At 42.1% G+C, this 22,795-nt stretch carries 21 protein-coding genes; 15 read left to right on the top strand and 6 right to left on the bottom strand.

The features are described from left to right. Window positions 1-33: 33 nt before the first annotated feature. A complete protein-coding gene (locus tag GSQ19_RS07235) occupies window positions 34-1,197 on the bottom strand; it encodes an AI-2E family transporter (protein ID WP_011317293.1) in 1,164 nt (387 codons plus the stop codon). Between the two features lie 108 nt (window positions 1,198-1,305). Here GSQ19_RS07235 and GSQ19_RS07240 point away from each other — a divergent pair, with 108 nt between their 5' ends. Both GSQ19_RS07240 and GSQ19_RS07245 read left to right on the top strand, forming a co-directional pair. Continuing rightward, window positions 1,306-1,701 carry a hypothetical protein gene (locus GSQ19_RS07240; protein WP_011317294.1) on the top strand — a complete coding sequence of 132 codons (396 nt, stop codon included), beginning with the start codon at window positions 1,306-1,308 and terminating at the stop codon, window positions 1,699-1,701. Between the two features lie 279 nt (window positions 1,702-1,980). Then, on the top strand, window positions 1,981-3,399 hold the full coding sequence (locus GSQ19_RS07245) for an LCP family protein (protein ID WP_011317295.1): 1,419 nt from the start codon (window positions 1,981-1,983) through the stop codon (window positions 3,397-3,399). 115 nt (window positions 3,400-3,514) lie between these two features. Here the strand turns inward: GSQ19_RS07245 and blaOXA are convergent, their stop codons facing one another. After that, complete coding sequence (blaOXA, locus tag GSQ19_RS07250) at window positions 3,515-4,366, bottom strand: class D beta-lactamase (RefSeq protein WP_011317296.1); 852 nt, start codon at window positions 4,364-4,366, stop codon at window positions 3,515-3,517. A 421-nt stretch (window positions 4,367-4,787) separates the two neighbouring features. On the opposite strand from blaOXA, the gene GSQ19_RS07255 reads away from it, so the two are divergent. Next, entirely contained in the window at window positions 4,788-6,935 is a 2,148-nt protein-coding gene (locus tag GSQ19_RS07255) for a PAS domain-containing sensor histidine kinase (protein WP_011317297.1), read from the top strand. Window positions 6,936-7,124: 189 nt separating this feature from the next. On the opposite strand, the gene GSQ19_RS07260 is transcribed toward GSQ19_RS07255, so the two are convergent. Continuing rightward, complete coding sequence (locus tag GSQ19_RS07260) at window positions 7,125-7,277, bottom strand: hypothetical protein (protein ID WP_041455945.1); 153 nt, start codon at window positions 7,275-7,277, stop codon at window positions 7,125-7,127. 467 nt (window positions 7,278-7,744) lie between these two features. On the opposite strand from GSQ19_RS07260, the gene GSQ19_RS07265 reads away from it, so the two are divergent. The 5 genes from GSQ19_RS07265 to GSQ19_RS07285 all read left to right on the top strand — a co-directional run bounded on the left by GSQ19_RS07265 (window position 7,745) and on the right by GSQ19_RS07285 (window position 13,598). Then, on the top strand, window positions 7,745-9,124 hold the full coding sequence (locus GSQ19_RS07265; protein WP_011317298.1) for a nicotinate phosphoribosyltransferase: 1,380 nt from the start codon (window positions 7,745-7,747) through the stop codon (window positions 9,122-9,124). A 19-nt stretch (window positions 9,125-9,143) separates the two neighbouring features. Next, a complete protein-coding gene (locus tag GSQ19_RS07270) occupies window positions 9,144-9,746 on the top strand; it encodes a nicotinate-nucleotide adenylyltransferase (RefSeq protein ID WP_011317299.1) in 603 nt (200 codons plus the stop codon). After that, entirely contained in the window at window positions 9,707-10,453 is a 747-nt protein-coding gene (locus GSQ19_RS07275; RefSeq protein ID WP_011317300.1) for an NUDIX hydrolase, read from the top strand. The genes GSQ19_RS07270 and GSQ19_RS07275 overlap by 40 nt, the downstream gene beginning before the upstream one ends. A 288-nt stretch (window positions 10,454-10,741) precedes the next feature. Beyond that, entirely contained in the window at window positions 10,742-12,442 is a 1,701-nt protein-coding gene (locus tag GSQ19_RS07280) for an NAD+ synthase (protein ID WP_011317301.1), read from the top strand. Window positions 12,443-12,695: 253 nt separating this feature from the next. Continuing rightward, a complete protein-coding gene (locus tag GSQ19_RS07285; protein WP_011317302.1) occupies window positions 12,696-13,598 on the top strand; it encodes an ABC transporter ATP-binding protein in 903 nt (300 codons plus the stop codon). A 7-nt stretch (window positions 13,599-13,605) separates the two neighbouring features. On the opposite strand, the gene GSQ19_RS07290 is transcribed toward GSQ19_RS07285, so the two are convergent. Then, window positions 13,606-14,280: a tetratricopeptide repeat protein gene (locus GSQ19_RS07290; protein WP_011317303.1), complete on the bottom strand. Its 675-nt coding sequence runs from the start codon at window positions 14,278-14,280 to the stop codon at window positions 13,606-13,608. A 262-nt stretch (window positions 14,281-14,542) separates the two neighbouring features. Here GSQ19_RS07290 and GSQ19_RS07295 point away from each other — a divergent pair, with 262 nt between their 5' ends. Further along, window positions 14,543-14,869 carry a YbjQ family protein gene (locus GSQ19_RS07295; RefSeq protein WP_011317304.1) on the top strand — a complete coding sequence of 109 codons (327 nt, stop codon included), beginning with the start codon at window positions 14,543-14,545 and terminating at the stop codon, window positions 14,867-14,869. Between the two features lie 359 nt (window positions 14,870-15,228). Then, entirely contained in the window at window positions 15,229-15,864 is a 636-nt protein-coding gene (locus tag GSQ19_RS07300) for a hypothetical protein (RefSeq protein ID WP_011317305.1), read from the top strand. Between the two features lie 199 nt (window positions 15,865-16,063). On the opposite strand, the gene GSQ19_RS07305 is transcribed toward GSQ19_RS07300, so the two are convergent. Both GSQ19_RS07305 and sufR read right to left on the bottom strand, forming a co-directional pair. After that, window positions 16,064-16,324 (bottom strand): hypothetical protein, encoded by a 261-nt coding sequence (locus GSQ19_RS07305; protein WP_011317306.1) that lies wholly within the window; start codon window positions 16,322-16,324, stop codon window positions 16,064-16,066. Window positions 16,325-16,431: 107 nt separating this feature from the next. Beyond that, window positions 16,432-17,115, bottom strand: coding sequence for an iron-sulfur cluster biosynthesis transcriptional regulator SufR (gene sufR, locus GSQ19_RS07310; RefSeq protein WP_011317307.1), 684 nt, complete (start codon window positions 17,113-17,115; stop codon window positions 16,432-16,434). 225 nt (window positions 17,116-17,340) lie between these two features. Between sufR and sufB the strand changes: the two genes are divergently transcribed. The 5 genes from sufB (at window position 17,341) to GSQ19_RS07335 (ending at window position 22,788) form a co-directional block, all read left to right on the top strand. Continuing rightward, window positions 17,341-18,780, top strand: coding sequence for a Fe-S cluster assembly protein SufB (gene sufB / locus GSQ19_RS07315; RefSeq protein WP_011317308.1), 1,440 nt, complete (start codon window positions 17,341-17,343; stop codon window positions 18,778-18,780). Window positions 18,781-18,855: 75 nt separating this feature from the next. After that, a complete protein-coding gene (gene sufC, locus GSQ19_RS07320) occupies window positions 18,856-19,644 on the top strand; it encodes a Fe-S cluster assembly ATPase SufC (protein ID WP_011317309.1) in 789 nt (262 codons plus the stop codon). After that, the gene (gene sufD, locus GSQ19_RS07325) at window positions 19,644-21,008 is read left to right on the top strand and encodes a Fe-S cluster assembly protein SufD (RefSeq protein WP_011317310.1); all 1,365 of its coding nucleotides are present in this window, start codon (window positions 19,644-19,646) and stop codon (window positions 21,006-21,008) included. The genes sufC and sufD overlap by 1 nt, the downstream gene beginning before the upstream one ends. A gap of 34 nt (window positions 21,009-21,042) precedes the next feature. Then, window positions 21,043-22,305 (top strand): cysteine desulfurase, encoded by a 1,263-nt coding sequence (locus GSQ19_RS07330; protein WP_011317311.1) that lies wholly within the window; start codon window positions 21,043-21,045, stop codon window positions 22,303-22,305. Between the two features lie 33 nt (window positions 22,306-22,338). Next, window positions 22,339-22,788, top strand: a complete 450-nt coding sequence (locus GSQ19_RS07335; protein WP_011317312.1) for a hypothetical protein — start codon at window positions 22,339-22,341, stop codon at window positions 22,786-22,788. The last annotated feature ends 7 nt before the right edge of the window (window positions 22,789-22,795 follow it).

Consider the following 22,795-nt stretch of genomic DNA (forward strand, 5'->3'; position numbering starts at 1 on the left):
TTCCCTATAACCCGTTTCCCATAAATGCCCAAGTTAAGGTGTAGTTGGTTCGGAAATACTCAGGGTATTTTTGGGATTCTCTTTTTGTACTATGGTTGCGGTTATTTCTGTAGTATCTGTTACTTCTGTTTCATTATTTACACTAGAGGGACGTAAGGCTGTCAAGGCAGTTTTAATGATTACAGCAGTGGGGACAGCAACAATCACTCCCAAAAGTCCCCCAACTCTAGCTCCTGTCAAAACAGATATTAATATCCATACTGGATTTAAGCCAGTAAAATTGCCCAAGATGCGGGGAGCGATTAAGTTTTCCAGAATTTGCTGGACAATTACCGCCGCAATTAAAACTCTGACTCCCATCGAGAAATCTTGCAGTGCGACTAGTGAAGTAGTAAGAGCAATACCCACAGAGCCACCAAATGGTACAAGCGCCATAATGCCAATAGTTAGCCCAAATAACAACCCAAATGGCACCTTCAGCCATAAGAAGGCAGGAATGAGGGCTGATGCCATACAAGTAGATAAAATTAATTGGGTAATAAAGAAATTTTGAAAGCTCAAGCGTACTGTTTGCGAGAATGGAGCGCGAAATTTAGTAGGGAGCCATTCTACTAAGCTTTGCCAGAGTTCACCGCCATGCTGAAGAAGATAGAAAGTTAACACCATCGTCAACAGAAAATCTAGCAAGCTGGTGAAAGTAACAACGGCCAGATTGAGGACTTGTCCGGCGATCGCCTGTAGTTGTCCCTTGACGCGATCGTTGATCTGTACTACCAAAGCATCCAGGTTAATCGGCAAACCTACAGTCTCAGCTTTCTCGTTTAACATCATGAGCTGCGATCGCCCAGAATCAATTAACTCTGGGATACGTGCTACCAGTTGTTGAGCTTGGGTAAGCGCTAGGGGAAACAAAGTCACACCCAGAGCTAACAAAATTGATAGAGCCAATAAAAACACTAAAATAGCAACTTGCTCTCGCCTCGCGCCGCGATGCGCCATCCAACTAACAGGGTAGTTGAGCAGAAATGCTAAAACTGAAGCTCCGACTAAAATGACTATTAAGGAATGGAAGTAATCAAAAATTGCGGAAATTGCCCAACCATTGAGAACTAATAAAGGAGCGAACAGAGCGATCGCCCCAATTCTCGCTATTGGTGTTAGTGTTTGCCACCAGTTGAGTAGCTTGAGTGTCTGCATCTTGAGCCGATTGCGGGATAGAACTAAAAAATTCTGTATCTATAGCTTATTATCTCTAACTACATCATTGTCATTCATCCCTCTAGTTTAGGATTTGACGAAAAAACAATGGAAGACTTTCAATCAAGTCAAAAAATCATGGGGAGCGAGGAAGAGTCAACTATTCCCAAAACACAGCTTATTTTACATCTAGTTCCTGTTATCGGCTTTTTCCCATCCCTATGGGCCGTTTATCGCTCTCAAGGTAGCCGGGAACAACTAGCTGTGAGTCGTCTGTCTATTACTTTGGCGTTTACTTGGTTGTTGGGGTATCTCTTGTTGGCTACTGGAGCGGCAACTGCGGAATTTTTCACACTGCGCCTGTTAATCCTGAATGGCTTTTTTACATCTGGTTACTTTTTGGTAAGTATCTGGTTAATTTTGCGCCTACTCCAAGGTAAGTCCCATCGTTTACCGGGGTTAAGTCGCTTTGCAGAACAGATGTTTAGCAAATATTTATCTTGACTTTCTCAGATGATTAGGCAGCATTTTTACTTAATGGCTAACAAAATCGCAAATAATTTTCTTATAGGCCTAGTCAAAGGGAACGGACTATTGCCATACTGCAATAAATCAATTAAAAAATTGCCACAATGACAAAAAATCCTGCTATAAGTGTTGTGGTTGAAAGCAAAATAAAATGTCAATGTAATTGATTAAAAGTTAGCTATTATGGGTTGATTTATCTGCATTATTGTAATTCAGCAAATTTACTTAATTCATCAGTATAGTGTGAGGAAGTCTGTGACCATTCAAAGAACTTCAGCAGAAGGAAATCCATCGTCAAACGCCCCTAACTCCAGTGGCAAAAATTCGCACAATACTAAACCGGGGCGTTGGCTATGGTTTTGGATGGGTATGGGTGGAATTGCGATGGTATCAGCAACAGCCGGAGCGCTATTAGCTGTTTCGTTAACCAGTACACCATTGCAACAAGCTCAACTCAGCCCCCAGGAAGAAGCAGTCTTTGATGGTGATGCCATCTCTGGTAGTGGATTACGTTTCTCTGAGTTAACTCGGCCTGTGAATTTATTAGTCATGGGGATGAGTGTACTACCACCAGATGTGCAAACTCCCCCTGCTGAAGCCCAAAATCTCCGCTACCTACCCCAAGTCAATTCCTTTGATGGTCTTGCTGATGTCATGCTCATGGTGAAGTTTGACCCAGAGACCAAAAAAATTGCTATGCTTTCCATTCCCAGAGATACCCGCACGCGTATAGAAGGGCATGGAGTCAGAAAAATTAATGCCGCTAACGTGGAGGGTGGGCCTGCTTTAACAGCCACAACTGTTAGTAACCTGTTGGGTGGTGTGGGTATTGACCGCTATATCCGCATTAATGTTTTGGGTGTTGGTAAACTTATTGATGCTTTGGGCGGAGTGACAGTTTATGTCCCCAAAGATATGAAATATCAAGATCATTCCCAACACTTATACATTAATTTAAAGGCAGGTAAACAGCATCTCAATGGCGACCAAGTACTACAATTACTCCGCTTCCGTCATGATGAGCTAGGAGATATTGGCCGGATTCAACGCCAGCAAATGGTAATGCGTGCCTTAATGGATCAAGCTCTTAACCCTGTAACAGTAGCTCAGTTACCAAAAATTCTCAACGTAGTTAAAGATAATATCGACACCAACTTGACAGTTGAAGAATTAGTGGCGCTAGTGGGTTTTGGTGTGCGGACTAATCGCACCAATATGCAAATGTTAATGCTTCCCGGACGTTTCAGCGAACCGAATGAGTATAACGCCAGCTATTGGATACCAAGTAAAAATGGTATTGCTAAACTGATGGCACAGCACTTTGGTTTGGAATCTCTATCAGAAAACCCGGTAAATGATCCAACATCTGTGCGAGTAGCAATTCAAGATAGCACAGGTAGCGATCGCTCTCAACTACGTCCTTTAATCAATGCCTTAGAAAAAGCAGGCTATCGTAACGTTTATGTGGCTAATGCTTGGACTGAACCGTTGGAAGTCACTAATATTATTGCCCAGCAAGGTGACGGTAACAGCGCTGAGTCTATTCGCAACGCCTTAGGTTTTGGCGAAGTGCGGGTAGAAAGCACCGGTAGTCTCAACTCCGATATTAGTATCCAAGTAGGCAAAGATTGGTTACAGCAAAAATCTCTGTCAGAGGATTCTATTAAGTTCTAAGATCCCGTCAGGTAGGATCTACGCACCCAGGTTTTCTATTGAGACTGGGTGTAAGGGGTTTAAATATTTACACCCCTATACCCCTATACCCTTGATTTTTCGTTTTGTCCTTTATTCATAGCAATCCTAAAGCTTTGAGACTGCGCCGAGTAACTTCAATTCGGGCAGCAGCGTCATCATTATTGCGTATATCAATATTGGTGGCAAAGAAATATACATTATTGTTTTGTTCCAAATATCCAACAAACCAGCCAATATTCGGGGTAACACTTGCCGCCCAGCCTGTCTTTCCTCGCAATATATAATTTGGAGTACGTTCGTAAATCATGATGTCTTGAACTAGATCCAAAGTACGTTGGGAAAAGGGTAACTCTTTGCGGTGCAGACGTTGTAGAAACTCAATCTGTTGTTTGGGTGTAATTTGCAAAGGCCCTTCTAGCCAAAATCGGTCAATTTGCTCAGGTGTGCCGATTTGCAGGTTCCCATAGCCGACTTGCTTGATAAATTTCTCCATCCGTTCATAACCAATTTTTCGAGCTAGTACTTGGTAAAACCATACTGTCGAATTTCTGAATGCTTGGCGTATATTGGTGTCTTGATTCCATGTGGGGAACTGGCGCTGAATACCGTCCCAAGTCAAAATAGCTACGTCATTGGAAATCACCCCAGTCTCTAAAGCTACGAGAGAGTTAAAAATTTTAAAAGTCGAGGCGGGAAGGAACGATTGTGAGTTGCGAGCAGTGTTGTGTTCGTAAAATTTTTTGTTGTTGCGATCGTAAATTAGAATAGAACCTTTGATGCCCAGTTGATTAAATGAACGTCCAAGGTTAACACTCACAGGAATTGCAGGTGTCTGAATTTCCTGGGAGTGTCCTGGCATACCTGGAAAATTGCTAGTTGTTAAAAATATCACAAAGGTAGTGATAGCGACGATTATTGCCAGGGAATTTCGTCGATTTTGAGACATAAGGGAACACCAAAAAATAAATTATCCCAAATTGACGGTTAGTAGGGTGCGTCAGTATGAATATTTTTTTGGTGCAGCTAGGTTTTCTCCAACTGACGCACCCTACCTACTGGGATATTTTTTATCTGGAAGCCCAGAAATCTATTTCTCTGTTTGGTTGATTAGTCCGTGTGATTTTATAGTTGCTATCTGCTTGTTGACGTTCTCATCACCGTTGATTTATCGAAAAAAGTAATAAACACCCAATATAAATGGGAATACTAAATTTGCTAGTTATCAGTTCAAGGGTTGCTAATAGACTTCTGCCGTTAGTATGCAACGACTCTGTTGAATACTAAAGTTCTCACTACAAAACTTTAATTATTTACCCTGTTCTACTTACATAACTCCAAATCAAACCTGACGACTTATGAAATAGCTTATGTATAATGAAACACTGAAGCAGCAAATAAATCTACTCCAGCAACAAAACGCTGAATTAAAGCAACAGTTAGCAGCAACCACCCAAGAATCTAGTGCAATTATTGCCCGACTGGAACAGGAACTCAGTGAATCTAAAAACTGGTGGCTATTTTTTGATCTATCAGTGGATATACTCTGTATTACTGACTTTAATGGCTATTTTCAGCGAGTAAATCAGGCTGGTGAAAATATTCTGGGTTATTCTCAAGCGGAGCTTTTATCTTTACCCTTCATGGAGTTAGTACACCCAGAAGATAGAGCCGCTACTTTGGCAGAAATGTCTAAGTTAACTGAAGAAATTCGGGTTTTTCGGTTTGAAAATCGCTATCGCTGCAAAGATGGTTCCTATTGCTGGCTATCGTGGACTTCTGTTGCTCACGACAACTATATTTTTGCTATGGCTAGAGATGTGACCGATAGCGTTGAGCTTCGCTTATGCAAACAAACTGAAGCCATGCTACGTCAACAAGAAGCCCAATATCGCGGCATTTTTGAGACTGTTAATGATGGTATCAATGTTTTTGATCTGGATACTGGTGAGATGGTTGCTGTTAATCCTGCTTTATGTGAGATGCACGGTTATTCTCAAACCGAGTTTCTCAGTCTCCGCCCCACAGACTATATTCATACCGAGTCTTATGATCAGTTTAAGGATTTCATCAAAACAGTTAAATCTGGACAGAAATATCATACCCAAGCTGTGGGTATCCGCAAAGATGGTACTAGCTTTGAGATAGAAGTCACAGGAAAACTTTTTGACTACGATGGTAGGCCTCATGCCATTTCAGTAGTGAGGGATATTAGCGAGCGTATACAGTCAGAGCAAGAGCAACAAAGATTACTAGCAATCTTGGAAGCGACTCCTGATATTGTAGGGATTGCTGATGTTTATGGAACGAATTGCTACTTAAATAAAGCAGGACAGAGGATGCTTGGTATATCCTCAACTGACCAGTTTCCCATCAGCGAAGCCGTAGGATTGTCAATATTCGAGAAGTTTCAGACTGAGATAATTCCTCTTGTTATGCAACAGGGGATTTGGTCTGGAGAAGCTTTAATGCGATCGCGCAACGGAGAAGAGTTCCCTGTTTCTCAAGTGATTATTGCCCATAAAAATGAACAAGGGGAAGTAGAATTTTTATCCACTATTGCCCGTGATATCCGCGATCGCCAACAAATTGAAGCCCGACTCAGACAGCAAGCGCAAGATTTAGAAGCAACTGTGCAAGAACTCCAACGCACTCAAACGCAGATGATTCAAGCCGAGAAAATGTCTAGTTTAGGACAGTTGGTTGCTGGTGTCGCCCACGAAATTAATAATCCTGTTAACTTTATCCACGGTAATCTCAATTATCTTGAGGAACATACTCAAGACTTACTGCGAATTATTGAGGTTTATCAACAAAAAAATACCAATTACGAACCTGGTTTACAAGATTTGCATGAGGAAATCGACCTGGAATATATCCAACAAGATTTGCCAAAAATCTTAAACTCTATGAAGGTGGGTACTCAACGTATCCGCCAAATTGTGTTGTCGTTGCGTACTTTTTCTCGCATGGATGAAGCCGAATTTAAAGCTGTGGACATTCATGCAGGCATCGACAGTACTTTGATGATCTTACAACATCGCCTCAAAGAGCAACCAGAACGTCCGGCCATTCAAGTGATTAAAGAATATGGGGTTTTACCGTCAGTAGAATGCTATGCAGGGCAACTTAATCAAGTTTTTATGAATATTCTGGCCAATGCCATTGATGCTTTAGAGGAGTCGGTTGTCAGTGGTCAGTGGTCAGTAGTTAATGCTGAAGTAACGGACAAGGGACAACAAACTAATGACATCCCCACAATTCGGATTTCTACTTCAGTTATTGGTTCTAATTGGATTAAGATGGCGATCGCTGATAACGGTATGGGTATGTCTGAAAAAACTCAACAACAGATATTTAATCCGTTTTTTACTACCAAACCTGTGGGCAAAGGAACAGGTATGGGGATGTCTATCAGCTACCAAATCATCACCGAAAAGCATGGCGGTAAACTGCTATGCAATTCCCACCTGGGAAAGGGTACAGAATTTATCATTGAAATTCCTATTCAACAATAAATAACTTTTGACTAACATTAAAAAATGTTGCCTAATGACGATTAAGTAGTTACACAAAAAAGCATGGAATAATTATCCCATGCCTTTCTGATAATCAAAATTTTATTTGTCATTTATTGATGAGTTCGTAGTAGCAGTATCTAGGAAGATGAGAACAGAAAATAATCATCAGCCCGTTCCCTGCTATATTTACCAAGTCTCTGCTGTACGCTTTTTATAAGGATCACCTGTAAATGGTTGTACGCCTATAATTGGATAAGCATCGTCATTAGGGCCAAAAATCCGCAAGAAGGCTTCAGAAACATACTGCACTACGCCAGCGATAATTTTGGTAATAGCCATAAAGTTGGACTCCTATTTGAGTCAATTTCTGGTGATTTATCTACTCTAATCCCAATAACTTGATCTGAGTCTTACTCTCAATATATTGAGAACAAAAGCAATACTTTTTCAGATAGCTTTGCAATACTTTAAATTGTGGGAGAGTTGACAGTTTTCACCAAGATTTTAACCTAAAAATTTCTATGAGAAAAGGTGAAAAACCAAGGGAGAACAAGCTGATATTTTCCTTCTCTTCCTCCCTGCCAAAAGCATCGAAAATTCTTGTGGATATTCTGCAAAAATAGTCATTATCGGAATATTATCGAAATTAACTATTAATAAATATTAATTAATGGATATTTTAAATCTTATGAAAGGCTAAAAAGCTTGTGTGTCCTTGTGAATAAATAATTTCTGCTTAGGGGTTGACAAGATTTATGGTAAATTCTACCATAATAAAAAGAGCATTCTTTTAAGGAAGCGCTTGCATGACAACTATCCCCATCTGGGATGTTCAGCCAACCCCAGAACTAAACATCTCTGCGGCTGATTACAGCCTACTTACCGATCTTTATCAGCTGACAATGGCTGCTTGTTATACAGGTGAAGGCGTAGAACAACGACGGGCTAGCTTTGAGTTATTTGTGCGGCGATCGCCAGAGGGTTTTGGCTATTTAATTGCGATGGGACTGACGCAAGCACTGGAATATTTAGAAAAGTTAAGTTTTAGCTCGGAACAGATAGCAGCATTACAAGCCACAGGCATTTTCGCTCATGCAGGGGAAGGCTTTTGGTCATTGCTAGCAGAGGCGCGATTTACTGGGGATGTGTGGGCAGTACCAGAAGGGACAGCCGTATTTGCTAACGAGCCACTGTTACGGGTAGAAGCACCGTTATGGCAAGCACAGTTAGTAGAAACTTACTTATTAAATACACTCAATTACCAAACCTTAGTAGCCACAAGAGCAGCACGTCTACGTGATATAGCTGGTGAGCAAGCAACACTTTTGGAATTTGGTACAAGACGGGCTTTTAGCCCCCAAGCCTCTTTGTGGGCAGCACGGGCAGCTTTAGCGGGTGGTTTAGATGCCACCTCCAATGTGTTAGCAGCGCTACAACTGGGACAACAGCCAAGTGGTACGATGGCTCACGCCTTGGTTATGGCGTTGTCGGCGATGGAAGGTAGTGAAGAACAAGCCTTTAGTGCGTTTCATCGCTATTTTCCCGGTGCGCCATTGTTAATTGATACTTATGATACTGTTGCGGCTGCTCAGCACTTAGCAGAAAAAGTGAATACCGGAAAAATGGAATTATCCGGTGTCAGGTTAGATTCTGGTGACTTAGTGAGTTTATCAAAACAAGTGCGATCGCTCCTGCCGAAAGTATCGATTTTTGCCAGTGGCGACTTAGATGAATGGGAAATTGCCAAACTCCAAGCAGCCGGCGCAGAAATCGACGGCTACGGACTAGGAACCAAGCTAGTTACAGGTTCCCCCGTGAATGGAGTTTACAAACTCGTAGAAATTGACGATATCCCAGTGATGAAAAAGTCCAGTGGTAAAGCAACATACCCAGGTCGTAAGCAAATTTTTCGTTCCTATGGGGGAGGTCAGGTTCAAGCAGACAGATTGGGGTTAATCACAGATACACCCTTAATTACAGAAAAACCTTTGTTGCAATTGGTAGTTAAAGAAGGTCAACGCCTACAACCCCCAGAAAAGCTGTCCGCAATTCGCCAACGCACCGCCGCTTCTGTCGCCAGTTTACCCGAACAAACAAAGCGTTTAGATAATCCCGTTCCCATACCCATAGAAATTTCCACTGCACTGCAAAATTTGACAGAAGTTACATTGCAACGTCTCAACTAACGACAACTGACAACTAACAATGAAAAAAATTGCTTTATTTGGTACTAGTGCAGACCCACCGACGGCCGGACATCAGACTATTTTACGCTGGTTGTCTGAGCGTTATGATTGGGTGGCGGTTTGGGCGGCGGATAACCCGTTTAAATCTCATCAAACACTATTAGAGCATCGGGCGGCAATGCTGCGGCTGTTGATTGCGGACATAGAAGCGCCTCGGCAGAATATAGCTTTAGAACAGGATTTGAGTAGCTTTAGAACCCTGGAAACATTGGAGAAAGCAAAATTACGTTGGGGTACAGAAACAGAGTTTACTTTGATCATTGGTTCAGATTTACTGAGTCAGTTACCCCGTTGGTATCGAGTTGAAGAATTATTACAACAGGTGCAACTGTTGATTGTGCCACGACCAGGATATGCCATAGATGGGACTAGTCTAGAAGCTGTGCAACAACTGGGCGGTAAAATAGCGATCGCCTCTCTTACTGGTCTAGATGTTTCTTCAACAGCGTATCGTGAACGTGGAGAAACCGAAGCTCTCACCCCCCCTATAGTCGAATACATTCATCAACAGCATTTGTACAAATGCCCGGACGCAACCAAAAAAAGTTTTCAACTTCGTTAAATCAACAACCCTTAGCCGATTTTAAGGTTGGTGTTGATAATGTAATTTTTTCTGTAGATACTGAAAAAAATCGGCTGTTAGTTCTGTTAGTAATGCGACAGCAAGAACCATTTTTAAATTATTGGAGTCTTCCTGGTACTTTAGTGCGAGAAGGAGAGTCTTTAGAAGACGCTGCTTATCGCATTATGGCAGAAAAAATTAGAGTCAAAAATCTCTATTTGGAACAGCTATACACCTTTGGCGGCCCCGAACGCGACCCAAGGGAAGCAACTGGCAGTTATGGTGTACGTTACCTATCAGTTAGTTATTTTGCTCTCGTCAGATTTGAAGAAGCCGAATTAATTGCTGATGGTGTTACTGGTATTGCTTGGTATCCAGTCAAGCAAGTACCAAAGTTATCCTTTGACCATAATGAAATTTTGGCTTATGGGCATAGACGCTTACGCAACAAATTAGAGTACAGTCCGGTTGCATTTGAAGTATTACCAGAAATGTTTACTTTAAATGATTTATATCAGTTGTACACAACAGTTTTAGGCGAAAACTTCTCTGATTATTCTAACTTTCGAGCGCGTTTACTCAAATTAGGCTTTTTATCTGACACCGGAATCAAAGTATCACGCGGCGCAGGTCGTCCCGCGAGTTTATATAAGTTTGATGCTGAAGCCTTCGCTCCCTTCAAGGACAAACCTTTAGTATTTATTTAATTGGTAATTGGTAATTAGTAATTAGTAATTGTTGATGCAGAGATAACGCGATGTGCGACTTATTTGTGAAACCCCTCTCCATTAGACGCGAAGCGGCTTCCCGCAGGGTACCTCTCCCCATTGGCGTTAGCCTGCCGTTAGGCAAGCGGAGAGAGGCTTTGAATCTTGCGCCCCTTCCCTGCAAGGGAAGGGGTTGGGGGTTAGGTTTGAGAGAAAGTTGCACACAGCGTGAGATAACCTTTCTGTAATGGCAACTGACCACTGACAAATGACCACTAACTAAAAACAATGAAAATTGCGATCGCTCAAATTAATCCTATTATTGGTGATTTAACTGGGAATGCTCAAAAAATTCTGGAAATGGCACAACAGGCAATAAAAAAAGGTGCTAGACTGCTGCTAACTCCAGAACTATCTTTATGTGGCTATCCACCACGGGATTTATTATTAAATCCCATTTTTGTAGAGGCAATGAGTGTAACTTTACAGCAATTAGCTAGGGATTTACCTGTAAATTTAGCTGTGTTAGTAGGGACAGTTGAGCTAAATTGTCAAGCCCATACTACTGGAGGAAAACCTTTATTTAACAGCACAGCTTTATTAGAAAATGGCAAAGTCAAACAGATGTTTCATAAGCGACTATTGCCTACCTATGATGTATTTGATGAGCATCGTTATTTTGAAGCTGGACAACAAGCTAATTATTTTGCCTTAGATAATATTAATATCGGTGTGACAATTTGCGAAGATTTATGGAATGATGAGGAGTTTTGGGGCAAACGCAGTTACACAGCTAATCCCATTTCTGACTTAGCAATTTTAGGTGTAGATTTAATTGTCAATTTATCGGCTTCGCCCTACAGTTTAGGTAAGCAAAGCTTCCGAGAAGCAATGCTTAGACATAGTGCAGTCAGGTTTCAACAACCAGTAATTTACGCTAACCAAGTCGGCGGTAATGATGATTTAATTTTTGATGGTCGGAGTTTTGCCTTAAATCGTCAAGGCGAAGTGATGTGTCGGGCTAAGGGTTTTGCATCTGATTTAATTACAGTAGATTTTGACGAATCACAACGAGATTTACAACTCAGTTCTGTTGCTCCTATTTATGAATCAGAAGATGAAGAAATTTGGCAAGCTTTAGTTTTGGGTGTGCGAGATTATGCTCAAAAATGCCGTTTTTCTCAAGTTGTGCTGGGTTTAAGCGGTGGGATTGATTCTGCACTGGTGGCGACAATTGCCACTGAGGCCTTAGGTAAGGAAAATGTCTTTGGTGTGTTGATGCCATCTCCTTACAGTTCTGAACATTCTATTAGTGATGCTTTAGCATTAGCCGACAACTTGGGAATTAAGACCCAAATCTTACCCATAGGGGATTTAATGCAGAGTTTTGACCATAGTTTAGTAGAGTTATTTGCCGGGACAGAATTTGGTTTGGCTGAGGAGAACATCCAGTCACGGATACGCGGTAACTTATTAATGGCGATCGCTAATAAATTTGGCTATCTATTACTATCCACCGGTAACAAGTCGGAAATGGCAGTCGGTTACTGCACCCTCTACGGCGACATGAACGGCGGCTTAGCTGTAATTGCCGATGTTCCCAAAACCCGCGTTTACTCTCTGTGCAAATGGCTAAACTCTCACCAATCCCCAGTCATCCCCGAAAACATCCTCACCAAAGCACCAAGCGCCGAACTCAAACCCGGTCAAGTTGACCAAGATTCCCTACCCCCCTACGAAATTTTGGACGATATCTTACAGCGTCTAATTCACAACCATCAATCAGTAGGGGAAATTGTCGCTGCCGGTCACGACCCTATGGTGGTAGACAAAGTTATCCAGATGGTCGCACGGGCAGAATTTAAGCGTCGCCAAGCACCCCCAGGACTAAAAATCACTGACCGCGCCTTTGGTACTGGCTGGCGAATGCCAATTGCTAGCAACTGGAATGCGATTAAAAGTAATTACCGCCTAAGTTGCACATTCTGAAGGCCTCATTTAATGAATTAAAAAAGTGAAACAATATTAATAGGACTTACGCATGAAAACGCAAGATCGAGGTTTGGAGAAGGGTATAGGAGTGTAGGGACATAAATGTTTGAAACCCTTACACCCTTACACCTTGACACCCGGTCTCAACAGAAAATCGGGGTGCGTAAGTTCTAATTAATTCAAGCCCCCGGATTTATCCTGGTAGTGTTTTAATTTTGAATTTTGAATTTTGAATTCGGAGCGAAGCGACGTGGCTGCTGCTGTTCTTCTAGAAAACGTCTACAAATTTTATAACAACACTCCTGTAGTTAATGACCTGTCATTCAACATTGAGGCTGGAGAAATATTTGCCCTCCTCGGCCCGAACGGTGCAGGGAAGTCAACCACAATTCGGATGCTGACTACACTAACAAAACCATCCCAAGGAAAGATGGAGGTAGCTGGATATGATGTAGTACGCCAACCTTTGCTAGCTAAGCAAAGTATTGGCGTTGTCTTGCAGCAAACTAGTGTAGATGGTGATTTAAGTGTGTGGGAAAATATGGAACTACATGGGAGACTACATCACATCCCTAACCCACAGCGACAACGACTAATTAATCAATGGCTGGATTATGTTGAATTAGCAGACAGACGGGAAAGCTTGGTAAAAACTCTGTCTGGAGGGATGAAACGAAGATTGCAAATAGCGAGAGCTTTATTGCATCAACCACAAATATTGTTTTTGGATGAACCGACGGTAGGGCTAGACCCCCAAACTCGTCGTCGGTTGTGGGAAATTATTCGGGATTTAAATAAACAAGGTATGACGATGTTATTAACAACTCATTACATGGATGAGGTGGAATTTTTATGTGATGCTTTTGGCTCTACTAAACCAGGGCGCATAGGTATTATGGATGGCGGTAAATTAATTTCTTTGGGGACTTTAAAACAATTGCGTTCCGCTCACGGCGAAGGCCTAATTATGAAACAGTTGAGCGTGACCACAACAAGCAATGATAGTTCACGAGGTTGGGAATATTTATTTTTTCCTTCTTTGGAAGAGGCAAATATTTATCTAAATCAACAGCCAGATAAAACAGGAATGATGGTTCGTCCCTCTAATTTAGAGGATATTTTCGTTGAGTTAACAGGAAGACAATTAAATTAATTGAGCTTTATAACTGCTGCAACATCGCCTCTACTCTAGCGACACCATCTGCATCGTTTCGCCTTTGGTATAAGTCGCGGGCTTTTTGCAGTAGGTTACTTGCTTGTTTAGTTTGCCGTCTTTGTTTATACATCGCTGCCATAAACTCATAAGTCTGGGCGTTGTTTTTATCAAGCTTAATTGCTTGCTCAAATGCCCAATTAGCTGATTGGAAATCTCCCATCCGAGATTGAGTGATACCTAAACCCACATAAGCGCTAACATTGTTGCGGTTTAATTGAATAGCACGGCGGTAAGCTTCTTTTGCACCTGGTGTATCGCCCATGTTGCCTTTGATGTAACCTACTGCATAGAAAAAATCACTATTATTCGGGTTGATAGCGATCGCTCGACGGTATGATGCTAATGCAGCCTGGAAATTTCCCTGTTGTGCGTGTAAATACCCAATTCCCGAATGAATTCTGGCATTTCTCGGTTCCATTGTGGCAGCTTGTTGATAAACTGCGATCGCTCCATTATAGTCCCCAGCATCCACTAACCTCTTACCATCCTCTAGCAGTCTTTTTAACTCTGCATTGTTAGCTTGCACAACCAAAACCTGCCCTTGGGCTATTGTAGGGATAGTCGCAGTGCCACCACCCAACAACAACACACTCAACACGAATGATATGTGTTTGTACACAGTAATTTTCCCTAAATTATAGTGAACTTTTTTCTTGTTTATTAAAACAAAAAATTTGCATTTTGAAAACTGTATTTATCCCTTTTCACAAAATATTAATAATACGTAAATTTTCTCAAAATTTTCCATACAGAAAAACCAGAGTTTCTACTGAGTTAATTAGCCATGAAGACATAAATATTTAGTGTCAATCTTCCGATTGAGTATCAGCTTGATAAACTAGGAGCTAAGTTCCCTCATCAGCAATTTCTCAGGATAACTTATGATTGTCACAACAACAGATGTAATTCAAGGTGCAGTAATTGATTCTTACTTAGGTATTGTTACCGCAGAAGTTGTTTATGGTAGCAATTTTCTCCGAGATTTTCTAGCTGGTATCCGTGATGTTATCGGTGGACGGACTGGCAGCTATGAACGTTTATTTGAGCAGGGACAACGTAAAGCCATAGAAGAATTAGAACTCCGGGCGCAACGTTTAGGAGCCAATGCTGTCATCGGTATTGAAATAGACACCGGAACAATTAATGTAGACCAGTCAGGTGTTTTATTATTGATCACTGCAACAGGTACAGCAGTGAGAGTACGTTAGGGTGGCTGAATACTTCATTTACATACACTGCGGTTATAGTTTCTTATTCATTAAAGATGGGTAATTTTTTATTATTATTACCCATTATTAAATATCAAAATGTTTTAAATTCCTCAAAATAATGGTAATCTTACTAAGTTTATCTAATTACCATCCATATAAAAAGTAGACATTTTTATTCCAAAAAATATAAATCAACTTATATAAATATAATCTATTTATTATTACTCAAGATAGAGCAAATAACTCTTTCTGCTGATAGATATTAAAATCTGCAATTAGCCATTTAATTTTAACGTAAGCATAAAAATTAAGAAAAATTTCGCTGAAGTTAAAGTAGTCAGGAGAAATAAAGACTTATGTCATACGTCAATAGAGTAGGCGACGATGTTATTCAACCTGAACCTACGGTGGTGGGAAGAGTAGGTGATTACCATGACCGTGTGCGTTGGGGTCCCATAATTTCTGGTGTATTAGTTGCTTTAGCTACTCAACTAATTTTGAGTGCTTTATTTGGTGCCATTGGTGCTGGTACAGTTTCTGGTTCAGGCGCACCTAGAACTATTGCGCCTAACGTGGCGGGGAATGTAGGGCTTTGGTCTACGGTTGCTTTACTGCTTTCTCTGTTCGTTGGTGGTTGGGTAACAGCTCGCGCTTGTGGTCCAATGAACCGAAATACAGCACTACTTAACGGCGCAATCCTTTGGGCGACCACTTTAGCACTTAGCTCATGGTTATTAGCCAGTGGAGTATCGGGTGCTTTTGGTGTTGCAGCTTCTAACGCAGGAGAAGTTATCAACCAGGTACAACAACCAGGTGCTGCAATACCACAAAATGTACCCAACGTTACGGCAGAACAAGCTCGTGATATTGCGGCCGCAACTTCTAGAGGTTTGTGGTGGTTTGTATTCGGTTCTTTATTAGGTTTAGTTGCTTCCATGATAGGTGCAGCAGCAGGAGTTCGTAATCCTCGCTCTAACAATTACAACGCTTAATACCAACTTAATATAGGGATTTTTGTACAGTTAAGGTACAGAAAAAAGATTAACCACAGATAAATATTAATTTTCTTAGGGACGCACTTTTGTACGTCCCTATCTGTATAACTCATTTAATTGGTAACTGGAATAATTATTCTTGACAGCACCAGATCAACTAGAACAATTCAGTTATTTTTTGGAAAAAATCGGCGCTTCACCACTTCAAATATGATGATTCTATACCTTGCTCTCTTCTAAGTTTGCTATCTTTTTCAAACCAAGAAATAACTTGTTGTGTTGTCAAATTTTCTATAGATACACCATGCTCTTGGGCAATATGCTGTAAGAGTTTTAGTGAAGAAATGGTCAATCTTGTTAAAAATTTTTCCGGAGATGACAAAAGAGCCGCATCAACTTTTGCTGATTCTTCTAAAGTGAGAAATTGGGTTGATGGTTGTTGAGATGGTAAATCCATAAAATTGTTTAAAAAGTCAGTCTTGGGTAATTATATAGCGACTAATTGGTAAAAGCTTTTACCAATCGGCTATGATTCATGACCTAAACTGAGATGAGAAAACCAATTTATATGAGAGATAATGGTTTGCGGGCTTGGACTAGATAGCCGCAACGATGTTCGCCGTTGATTAACCAATGAGTACGCTCGACTGTACAGTCTGGGAGAACAGCAGCAAACATTTCTAGTTCATGACCGCAGACACTGGGGAATGATTCAGCGACGTTGGAAATTGCACAGTTATGTTCGATGAAGATAAATCTTTCTTCCTCTATTGAGTCAGGGGAATCTACAGGGTGATATTCAGCCATGAAGCCTTCAGCTTTTCGCAAATTAACTAAATTAGCTACCCTTTCTTTAATTGAACCACAACCTACAAGATCCCGGTATTCTTGGGCTTTACGCTCCCACTGTTTTTGTAAAATGGTCTTGAATTGGTCGTGTCCGACGGTTTCGGCTAGGGTATCTAATAAGGATACGGCAAAATCACCGTGGCGATCGCTGGCGTTTTTGTGCAAGCGTTCTCTTCCTTGGCGACTTAATTGATAAATGTGCTGCGGTCGCCCCATTCCCGCTTGTGTTGTATTGGAATACACAACTAACTCTTCCGCCTCCAAATCTTTGAGATGACGACGAATTGCTTGGGGGCTGACATCTAATACAGTGGCTAAGTCCAGGGCTGTTGCCTGTGAGTGTTTCAAGAGATACTCTAAAATCTCTTGCTTAGTTGAGGCTTGCTGAGTAGTCGCCATCTTCTTCTAAAAATTTTTTGAGAAAATTTGACTTTGACAACATTGTTGTTGTTAATCTAGCGTAAAATGAAGATACCTTAAACAACATCGATGTTGTTTTACTCTCCACCCCCATTCTAACAGCCGTGTCACCACTCAGTAATACGAGATGAGATTCGGCTAGACCAAAGCCCGTCTCCCATCCTTATCTAGAGATTTAGAACCGAACACGAGAGAACACTACCAATGAGTGCCACTGTAAAAACCTTAGTCAACCAACCCTACAAGTACGGCTTTGTCACCGATATTGAAGCCGACACTATTCCGCGTGGACTCAGTGAAGACGTTGTCCGCTTAATCTCCGCCAAGAAGAACGAGCCGGAGTTCATGCTGGAATATCGTCTTAAAGCGTTTCGTCAGTGGCAAAAAATGACGGAACCAACTTGGCCAAGTGTCAAGTATCCGCCCATAGACTATCAGAATATCATCTATTACTCAGCGCCGAAACAAAAGAAAGCCAAACTCAACAGCTTAGACGAAGTTGATCCCACCCTGATAGAAACCTTCGAGAAGTTGGGTATTCCCCTATCTGAACAAAAGCGCTTGGCAAATGTTGCGGTAGATGCCATTTTTGATAGCGTTTCTGTCGCCACTACATTTAAAGAGAAGCTCGCCAAAGACGGCGTAATTTTCTGCTCCATCTCCGAAGCATTGCAAGAACATCCAGAACTCATCAAGAAATACCTGGGTAGTGTTGTTCCCATTGCTGATAATTATTTTGCAGCCCTCAACGCTGCCGTATTTAGTGATGGTTCTTTTGTCTATATTCCTAAAGGTGTAAAATGCCCGATGGAACTGTCTACCTACTTCCGCATCAACTCCGGTGATACGGGACAGTTTGAGCGGACTTTGATTGTCGCTGAAGAAGGTAGTTATGTTTCTTACCTGGAAGGTTGCACCGCACCTATGTATGACAGCAACCAACTCCACGCGGCTGTAGTGGAACTCATCGCCTTAGATAACGCCGAGATTAAATATTCCACAGTGCAGAACTGGTATGCTGGCGACGCTAACGGTAAAGGCGGTATTTATAACTTCGTCACCAAGCGGGGTTTGTGTCAGGGCGTAAATTCCAAAATTTCTTGGACACAGGTAGAAACTGGTTCAGCAATTACATGGAAGTATCCTAGTTGCGTATTAGTTGGTGATAACTCCGTTGGTGAATTTTACTCGGTAGCACTGACAAATAATATGCAGCAAGCCGACACCGGGACGAAGATGATTCATGTCGGGAAGAACACCCGTAGCACAATTATTTCTAAAGGAATCTCTGCTGGTCAGTCTAGTAATAGTTACCGGGGTTTGGTGAAAATCAATCCCACAGCCACAGGCGCACGGAACTATTCCCAGTGTGACTCTATGTTAATTGGCGATAACGCCCACGCTAATACTTTCCCTTATATTCAAGTGCAGAATAATACGGGTAAGGTGGAACATGAAGCTTCTACTTCCAAAATAGGGGAAGATCAACTATTTTTCTTTGCTCAACGCGGTATTTCTTCGGAGGACGCTATTTCTATGATGATTAGCGGCTTCTGTAAGGATGTGTTTAATCAGCTACCGATGGAGTTTGCGGTGGAAGCTGATAAGTTGTTGAGTTTGAAGTTGGAAGGTAGTGTGGGTTAGGGAATTTTAACGCAGAGAAGCGCTGAGGTTGGCGCTGAGGTACGCGGAGAAGAGAAGAGAGAAGAGAGAGAGAACATGATTATTGAAAATAGTGAAGTTGTGCTGTCGGTGAAGAATTTGACGGCGGAGGTTGATGGTACGCCCATTCTCAAGGGTGTGAATCTTGAGGTGCGTTCTGGTGAAATCCATGCGATTATGGGGCCGAATGGTTCTGGTAAGAGTACTTTTTCTAAGGTGTTGGCGGGACATCCTGCTTATACGGTGACTGGTGGTGAGGTAATTTTTCAAGGACAGAATTTATTGGAGTTGGAACCGGAGGAGCGGGCGCGGACTGGTGTGTTTCTGGCGTTCCAGTATCCTTTGGAAATTCCTGGTGTGAGTAATTTGGATTTCTTGCGGGTGGCTTATAATTCTCGTCGCAAAGCCCAAGGGTTGGAGGAAATTGATACCTTTGATTTTGACGACTTGATTGAGGAAAAGTTGGAAGTGGTGAAGATGAATCCTGCTTTCCTGAATCGGAGTGTGAATGAAGGGTTTTCTGGTGGTGAGAAGAAGCGCAATGAGATTCTGCAAATGGCGCTGCTGGAACCGAAGTTGGCAATTTTGGATGAGACTGATTCTGGTTTAGATATTGATGCACTGAAAATTGTGGCTCATGGTGTGAATCAACTCGCTAGTCCAGAAAATGCCACGATTATGATTACTCACTACCAACGGTTACTCGATTATATTGTGCCGGATTTTGTCCATGTGATGGCACGGGGGCAGATAATTACTAGTGGTGGTAAGGAATTGGCACTAGAGTTAGAGTCGCGTGGTTATGACTGGCTACTAGAAGATGCTGCTGTTGAGGTGGGTGTGTAATGACGATGCAAGTTTCTCCTAGTGCAATTGCTAACTCGGATGTGGTGAATTTGACATCGAGTTTGTTGGATAGAGATAGTTATTTGGTTAGTTTGTTAAATCAGGTAACTGTACCAGCGACAGAGGGATGGTTACAGGAATTGCGTGAACGGGCGACGAATTGGGTACGTCATTCGGTGATTCCCAACACCCGTGAGGAAGAATGGCGGTTTACCGATTTGTCGGCGTTGCGGCGGGTGGAATTTCATCATGCGGCGCACACTGATGTAGAGAAGCTGCATGAAATGTCTCTACGGGGTACGGGCGATAACGGATTGGTGTTTGTGAATGGGGTTTACACACCAGAATTATCAAACATCGCCAATTTACCAACAGGTATAGTCGTTGGTAATTTATCTGCATTACCCATCACTGAGCAGGAACGTGTACAAAAATATTTAGCACAATCGGAAGGTGCGTTAGAAGTATTCACCGCCCTGAATACGGCTGGTATCTCTGATGTTGCTGTGGTGTTGGTGGCAAAGAATGTCATTGTGGAAACACCAATACATCTATTATTTGTTTCTGTGGCTGATGAGACGGCGACGATTTCCCAACCACGGTGTTTAGTCGTGGCGGAAAGTGGTTCCCAAGTGAGTGTAGTTGAAGAGTTTGTTACCCCCAATGCAGACGAAGGGGTTTACCTTACCAACGCAGTTACGGAAATTACGATCGCCGACAATGCCCAAGTGGTTCACACTAGGATTGAGAATGAAAGTAAGCAGGCTTTCCATATCGGCAAAACTGCTGTTACCCAGGGGCGTTATAGCCGCTATACTTGTCACGCCATAACTTTAGGTGGGAAAATATCACGCCATAATTTAGAGATTTTGCAGACTGGTGAACAAACCGAAACTACTCTCAACGGTTTGACAATGATAGCTAGTAACCAATTAGCAGATACTCATAGTGCGATCGCTCTCAATCATCCCTATGGTACAAGTAAGCAACTGCATAAATGTATTGTAGGCGATCGCGCTCACGCTGTCTTTAACGGTAAAGTTTTCGTCCCCAAGCCAGCCCAGCTAACAGATGCAGCCCAGTTAAACCGCAACTTGCTGTTATCATCAAAAGCTAGAGTTGATACCAAACCCCAATTAGAAATTACCGCCGACAACGTAAAATGCGCCCACGGTGCAACCGTTAGCCAGTTAGAAGACGATGAAATATTCTACCTGCAAAGCCGGGGAATAGATGCCAACGACGCACGAAAGTTATTAGTAAACGCCTTCGCCGCCGAAATCATCAACCAAATACCAGTTCCTTCTCTGCGAAACAAATTACTCACCACCGTCACTAGTTTTAAATCCTTAACTAACGACTAATGACTAATGACTATTGACTATTGACTAATTACCAATGACTTATACACCTACCAAAACCCTTGCAGATAAAGTCCGCGCCGACTTCCCTATATTACGTGAGGAAGTCAATGGTAAAACCTTAGTTTACCTAGATAACGCGGCGACATCGCAAAAACCCTTGTTCGTCTTAAATGCACTCAGGGATTATTACGAGCAATATAACTCCAATGTGCATCGCGGAGCGCATACCCTCAGCGCCAAAGCCACCGACGCTTATGAAGGCGCACGGGACAAAATCGCTAAATTTATTAATGCAGCCTCCCGCCAAGAAATTGTTTACACCCGCAACGCCAGCGAAGCGATTAACCTCGTCGCCTATAGCTGGGGGATGAACAATTTACAAGCAGGCGACGAAATTATTCTGTCGGTGATGGAACACCACAGTAATATAGTTCCCTGGCAATTTGTGGCTCAAAAAACGGGTGCAGTTCTTAAGTTTGTGGAATTGACACCAGAACAAACCTTGGATATGGAACAGTTTAAACAACTGATTTCGGAAAAAACAAAACTGGTTTCCATTGTCCACGTTTCTAATACATTGGGTTGTATAAATCCAGTGGCAGAGATTGCGGAAATTACTCACAGATACGGCGCGAAATTCTTAGTTGATGCTTGTCAAAGTGTTCCCCATATGCCTATCGATGTCCAGCAAATAGACTGTGACTGGCTGGTAGCATCTGGGCATAAAATGTGCGCTCCCACAGGCATCGGATTCTTATACGGTAAGTTGGCATTATTAGAAGCCATGCCCCCATTTTTTGGTGGTGGGGAAATGATAGCCGAGGTATATCTAGACCATTCTACCTATGCCGAATTACCCCATAAATTTGAGGCTGGTACACCTGCAATTGGTGAGGCGATCGCTCTTGGTGCAGCGATAGATTATCTTACTGATATCGGCATGGATAAAATCCACGCCTACGAAGCTGAATTAACGGCTTATTTGTGGCAAAAATTAGAGCAAATTCCTCAAATTACCCTCTATGGCCCCACACCGGATGCTCATGGAGGAGGTAGAGCCGCATTAGCCACATTTACAATTGAAGGTATCCACGCTAACGACCTATCTACACTATTAGATCAAGAAGGTGTAGCCATTCGTTCTGGACACCACTGCACCCAACCATTACACCGCCACTTAGGTTTAGCTGGAACCGCAAGAGCTAGTTTATCTTTCTACAATACCCGTGAGGAAATTGATGTATTCATCAAAGCACTCAAGGAAACCATTGACTTTTTTGCTGGGATCTTTGGATGATTGAGGGTGGGCATTGCCCACCTTTTGATTTTTATGAAAAAATCTACTTTAACTCTGCTATGTTTGGTTTGGGTTTTGATTCCTCATGGGGCGATCGCAGGAGGTTCAAGTTGGGAATATCAAGTCGTTAAGTTCAACAAAACATCCCCGACATCAGCACAATTCTCTCTACGTCGCACAAGGCGAGAACCGGACTATCCTAGAAAAGAGTGCAAAGAAATTGTAGTACGCGCTCGATATCGTCCTGAAGCATTTTGGCGACGGACATGGAGTAGATTTGTTTCTCGAAGAACGCAAAATCAAGCTCTTCGCTTACTCCAAGAATCATTTCAAAAGAAAAAACCAATCAGATTTGGTGAAATAGGTAGTGGTTTGAAAAAAGTAAATAGTAAAACTTGTGTTTTTGAAAGTAGGGGACTTGATGTGCGTCAAGAGCATCCGAGTAAACAAAATGCCGTATATTCCTATCACGATCCCATTTAGCCTCATT

The sequence above is a fragment of the Trichormus variabilis 0441 genome, assembly GCF_009856605.1.
GTDB classification, from domain to species: Bacteria; Cyanobacteriota; Cyanobacteriia; order Cyanobacteriales; family Nostocaceae; genus Trichormus; species Trichormus variabilis.